Origin of the sequence: Steroidobacter sp., from assembly GCF_016790065.1 — a bacterium.
GTDB lineage: Bacteria > Pseudomonadota > Gammaproteobacteria > Steroidobacterales > Steroidobacteraceae > Steroidobacter.
Genome location: NZ_JAEUPY010000825.1, coordinates 1 through 3392, shown reverse-complemented (window position 1 = coordinate 3392; position 3392 = coordinate 1). Strand labels below are relative to the sequence as shown.

Below are 3392 nucleotides of genomic sequence, written 5' to 3'. Positions count from 1 at the left end.
CATCGGCGCCCAGGTCGGCGAGCACCATGCTGCAGCAGGGCCCCATGACCATGTGGCTCAGTTCCAAAACGCGGATGCCAGCGAGAGGCATCGGCCGGGCAGCAGTGGAGTCCACAACAGACATCTTCTTTCCCTATGAATGACCGCAGCCACGCGCCGATTGGTAGGTGCGTGGAATCCCTGCTGAAACAATTCGGCTGTGGAACTGCTCCTCCGGCATCGCTGCACGCAGTTCGTCCCCTGCCGCAATCAGGGCACGCAGATCGATGCCGGTGTCCAAGCCCTCAGACTCCAGCAAATAAACAACGTCTTCCGTCGCCACGTTGCCGGCCGAGCCGGGTGCGTAAGGACATCCGCCAAACCCGCCCAGCGAACTGTCGAAGCCCTGCACGCCCTCTTCCAAAGCGGCACAGATGTTTGCCAGCGCGGTTCCCAACGTGTCGTGCAGATGCAAGTTGCCGAAGCGCTGCTCGCCAACTTCGGAGCGAATGGCTTTCACCAGTCGTTTCACCTGCGACGGCGTCGCATAGCCAAGCGTGTCGGCAAGCGAAACGACATCCACGCCAGCCTCAACGAGTCCAACAGCGGTGCTGACAACATCGCGCTCGCTAACCACACCTTGCAGCGAGCAACCGAATGCCGTCGCCACCCCCGCTTCGATGCGTGGAGCCTCGGGTAAAGTGCGGACCCAAGCGGTCGCCTGTGCGACGGCGGCAATCTGTTGCTCGATGGAGCGGCGGACATTCGCTTGACTGTGGGCTTGACTTGCCGACACCGGAATTACTATTTGTCGTGCCCCAGCCGCCACGGCATCCTGCAAGCCGCGAAAATTCGGCGCGAGCACGATTGCACGCAATGATGGAAGTGTTCTGCGGACGCTTCGCGTCAGCTCTGTCGCGTCGGCCATCTGTGGCAGCGTCGCAGGTGGCACGAAGCTCGCAACCTCCATCTCTCTTAGTCCTGCTCGCGCCATCGCTGTGATCCAGCGCAGCTTCGTGGCTGTGGGCATAATGCCGCCTGCCGCCTGCAAGCCATCTCGGGGGCCGACCTCGCGTACCCTTACCGATGGCGCGGCATCGGCGGTGGCAGCGAGTTCCCCATTGATTGTTGGCGCGTGCATGGACATCTATTGCGTTGGCTGAGCCATCGACACTGCAGAGGCTTGCATTGTCGAGTCAGATTCCCTGCCGCGGCAATTGCCGTTTGTGAAACGGTGTTATCGGGATCTGGCATACCAGTTCGCAACTCCGGCGACGCAGCCGAAGGGTCGGGAGCGCACCGAGTCAGACGCCGCTTCGCCGGCACTATCTGAAACTCGGTGGTTTTAGAGTCCCTGCACCGTGATACGCCAGTCAGGTGAGCGCTGAGCGTTACCGCGAGCGGATGGAATGGAGGGCAGCGTCACCATCACGCCGCGCTAACCACTCGCGGGCGATGAACACCGACGCCAAGCTGCGCGCCTCGGTGAATTCGCCGCGAAAAATGAGCGTCTGCAGCTGTTCGAACGAGCAAGAGACCACATCTAGCGTCTCGGGCTCGTCGCCCACCGCAGGATCGAAGACCAGGTCCGTCGCCAGTACGACCTGCGCCTGATAAGCGAAGATGCCAGGCGCGAGAGATAGTGTGTGTAGCGGTGTCAACGAGCGAGCCGAGAATCCGGTTTCTTCGCGCAGCTCTCGATTCGCCGCTTGCAGCAGCGTCTCACCGCTGTTCACCCCGCCCATGGGCAAGCTCCATTCATAGCGTTCCAGGCCGACGGCATATTCCCGGATCAGCAGCAATTCGCCGGGCGCTGGAGCGGCAACGACGATGACGGTTCCCACCGCCGCGGGCGCAGCGATGCGTTCGTACTCACGTTCGGCACCGCCATCGAATCGAAGCTGCACGGCCTCGATTTGAAACATTCTGGATTGGGCCGCCATGCGTCGGTGCAGAATCTCCGGCACGGCCTTCGCAGGCGGCACTGCAGACAGCGGCGACGCAACCGAACTTACTTTCAGACGCTGCGTCGACGACATACTCATGTTCCGGTTGCGCTGATCGCCAACGGCGGCAATGGCTGCAACACCTGATAGGCACCCTTGTGATACACCAGCGGTGCAACGCCGCTGTTCACCTGCGCCCAGGTCACGTGTGCGAGAAAGATGGTGTGATCTCCGGCATCGACCGGCTCAGCACGCTGCGCTTCGAGGACGGCTGCGCAATCCGACAACAATGTCGTGCCACGCGGGCCACGAAATCTGGCAACGTCATCGAAGTTGTAACGTGCCACCGACTTTCCGGCGAATCGAGTCGCCAGCGCGGCCTGCGATTCACTGAGGATATTGATACCGAAACTGTGTGCCGCACTCAGCGCTCGATGCGTGTCATTGCTGCGATGAATGCACACCAGCACCATCGGCGGGTCGAGCGACAACGGCGTGAACGCCGTCGCAGTCATGGCATGCGGCCGCCCTTCCAGTTCTGTCGTAATGACAATCACGCCCGCGGCGAGCTGGCGCATCGTGGCCTTGTAGGTATCTGCGTCAATCACTTTCTTTTAATCGGCAACTCAGATCAGCGTAGCGACAAGAAACATTGCAAATGCAGCTTCGGACAGAATCTTACCAGCTCAAGCAAGGCGCGATACGCTGCCAGGAGTGAGAAATGAGCAATGAAACCAGCAACGAAGTAACAATCGAGTAACTACTCACTGACCAAGCCGCTATAGCGTTGCTCTGACAACCCGTGAAGGCCCGCGGCCCTATCGACGCGGCGTGCGCCCAGTCTCCAAAATTGTTTCGAACAGGTCATGACTGGGTTACATGGCGGTGGCCGTTGTCGTCATGCTCAGAACTTATTTAAGTGAACCAGAATTCGTTTGATACCATTTTTTTCAAGAAGCATTACTACCGGCCCCATTCCTCGCGACCAACATCGCACGGCGGCTGGGATTCGGTCGCTGCGGCGGCGACAGACGCCCCCCCCCGTTACCTTCTTCGCATCCCAGCTATGCCGGGGTCGGCTGGACGCCTGCGCCGTGGCCGGCACACCCGCGGTGACGAACTACCGTGGACCGGCAACACAGGCAGCATGATCGCGACCGCCTATCCAGCGCGATGTTCAGTCGCGTCCAACGGCAGCCTGTCGAGCTGTAGTTCGACGACGTCCTCGGGCATCGCTTCGAGCACCTATCAGCTAACCATTCACTAGAGGATCGCCGCCACCAGGTATACTTCGAGCGTCATGCAGACGCCGCTCCCCACCCTATACTCGTTTCGACGCTGCCCCTACGCCATGCGGGCGCGGCTGGCACTCGACGTAAGTTCGCAAGGTTTTCGCGTAGTAGAAGTCGCGTTACGCGACAAGCCAGCCGAGATGTTGCGAGCATCACCGAAGGGCACGGTGCCGGT

The 3392-nt window shown here is 60.6% G+C and carries 5 protein-coding genes; 1 reads left to right on the top strand and 4 read right to left on the bottom strand.

Features of this window, described 5'->3' with window-relative positions; genetic code table 11:
• The 4 genes from JNL55_RS37585 to JNL55_RS33250 form a co-directional block, all read right to left on the bottom strand.
• A partial coding sequence (locus JNL55_RS37585) for a CoA transferase (RefSeq protein WP_415923213.1) occupies nucleotides 1-91 on the bottom strand: 91 nt, incomplete at its 3' end.
• Nucleotides 92-133: 42 nt separating this feature from the next.
• A complete protein-coding gene (locus tag JNL55_RS33260; RefSeq protein WP_293864946.1) occupies nucleotides 134-1120 on the bottom strand; it encodes a hydroxymethylglutaryl-CoA lyase in 987 nt (328 codons plus the stop codon).
• 250 nt (nucleotides 1121-1370) lie between these two features.
• Nucleotides 1371-2024 (bottom strand): ADP compounds hydrolase NudE, encoded by a 654-nt coding sequence (nudE, locus tag JNL55_RS33255; protein WP_293864943.1) that lies wholly within the window; start codon nucleotides 2022-2024, stop codon nucleotides 1371-1373.
• Nucleotides 2021-2533, bottom strand: a complete 513-nt coding sequence (locus JNL55_RS33250; protein ID WP_293864940.1) for a flavin reductase family protein — start codon at nucleotides 2531-2533, stop codon at nucleotides 2021-2023. The genes nudE and JNL55_RS33250 overlap by 4 nt, the downstream gene beginning before the upstream one ends.
• 692 nt (nucleotides 2534-3225) lie before the next feature.
• On the opposite strand from JNL55_RS33250, the gene JNL55_RS33245 reads away from it, so the two are divergent.
• On the top strand, nucleotides 3226-3392 hold a 167-nt coding region (locus JNL55_RS33245; RefSeq protein ID WP_293864949.1), incomplete at its 3' end, for a glutathione S-transferase N-terminal domain-containing protein.

Bases quoted from the DNA above. Each gene is read 5' to 3' on its own strand.
- JNL55_RS33260 (WP_293864946.1), bottom strand. From the start codon at position 1,120: ATGCACGCGCCAACAATCAATGGGGAACTCGCTGCCACCGCCGATGCC.
- nudE (WP_293864943.1), bottom strand. From the start codon at position 2,024: ATGAGTATGTCGTCGACGCAGCGTCTGAAAGTAAGTTCGGTTGCGTCG.